Origin of the sequence: Stenotrophomonas sp. PS02289, assembly GCF_029960115.1 — a bacterium.
GTDB lineage: Bacteria > Pseudomonadota > Gammaproteobacteria > Xanthomonadales > Xanthomonadaceae > Stenotrophomonas.
The window spans coordinates 1-1,508 of the sequence record NZ_JASCOZ010000327.1; the positions used below are offsets into that span (position 1 = coordinate 1).

The 1,508-nt window shown below is 62.7% G+C and carries 2 protein-coding genes; both read right to left on the reverse strand.

Features of this window, described 5'->3' with window-relative positions; all coding sequences use genetic code 11:
- Positions 1-1,141, reverse strand: a 1,141-nt coding sequence (locus QMX83_RS21410) for a flagellin (protein ID WP_282298638.1), incomplete at its 3' end; no start/stop codon positions are given.
- A gap of 230 nt (positions 1,142-1,371) precedes the next feature.
- Positions 1,372-1,508: flagellin (locus tag QMX83_RS21415; protein WP_282298639.1), on the reverse strand; the 137-nt coding region annotated here is incomplete at its 5' end.

Sequence of the window (1,508 nt, forward strand, 5' to 3'; positions counted from 1 at the left end):
TCAGTTCAGCGGTTTCCTTGGCGTAGTCGGTGTCGCGGATACGGCTGCGCGAGGCCGACAGGTTTTCGGAAGTGGTGTTGAGGTTGGCGATGGTCGAGGTGAAGCGGTTCTGGATCGCACCCATGTCGGCACGCGAGCTGTTGACCGCGGTCAGCGCCTTGTCGACGATCGACAGCGCCTGCTGGGCACCGGACACCGAGGAGATGTCCAGGTCGCTGGCGAAGTTGCTGGCCAAGGCGGCACCCTGGGCGGCGGTGGTCGCGGTGTACGCACCCGGGGCGGTGACGCCGCCGGTGTAGGTGCCAGCGGTCAGGCCGATGGCGTTGAAGGTGCCTTCGGCATCGACGCTGTTCTGCACCGAGGTCAGGTTGATCTTGCCCGCCGTGGTGCCGTCGACCGAAGCGTACACGCCGGTCTGGTCCATCTTCTCGTTGATCGCAGCGGTGACAGCGGCGGCCGTGGCCTTCTGCGTGGCAGCGGCATCGACGCCCGCCTTCACGTTGATGTCGCCCAGCGTGTAGGACTTGCCGTCCGCGCCGGTGATCGCCATGCCGGTGATCTTGACGTCGGCGTTGTTGGCGTCGGTCTCGGCACCGATGGTGAAGCTGTTGCTGTCGAACTTGGCACCGCCGAGCGCGCTGGCGCTCGCGTTGACGATGCTGTTGATGCCGATGGTCTGGCCCGAGTCAGCACCGACCTGGAACAGCGCGCCGGAGAACGAACCGTCCAGCAGCTTGGTGCCGTTGAAGTTGGTCTGGCGGCTGACGCGGTCGATTTCCGAGACCAGCTGCTTCACTTCGGCGTTCAGTGCGTCACGATCGCTGTCAGAGTTGGTGGCGTTGGCCGACTGCACCGACAGCTCACGGATACGCTGCAGGTTGTTGCCGATTTCGACCATCGCGCCTTCGGCGGTCTGGGCCAGCGAGATGCCGTCGTTGGCGTTGCGCACGGCGACGTCCAGACCACGGATCTGGGTGCTGAAGCGTTCGGAGATCGCCAGACCGGCGGCGTCGTCCTTTGCGCTGTTGATGCGCAGACCCGACGACAGACGCTGGATCGTCGTGGCCAGGCTGGAGCCGCTGGTCGACAGATTGCGCTGCGCGTTGAGCGACATCACATTGGTGTTGATGACTTGTGCCATTTTCGTGCTCCTGGTGGCGAGGATGTATTCGCCGGGGGATGGAGGTGTTTCCTGTTGCAGACAGGCCACGTGGGGTGTTCATGACGTGGCTGTAATTAATAACGACGTGGTGTCAACAACCTTTAATCTGCGTTGTCTGAAAATGCTGCGTTGATCACGTTTTTTGAAGGCGGAAACAGCAAAAAACCCGGCCTTGGCCGGGTCTTTTGCTTTACACCTGAAGCAAGGACTTAGCCCTGCAGCAGGCTCATCACGCTGGACGGCGACTGGTTGGCCTGGGCCAGCATCGCGGTACCGGCCTGCTGCAGGATCTGCGTGCGGGTCAGTTCAGCGGTTTCCTTGGCGTAGTCGGTGTCGCGGATACGGC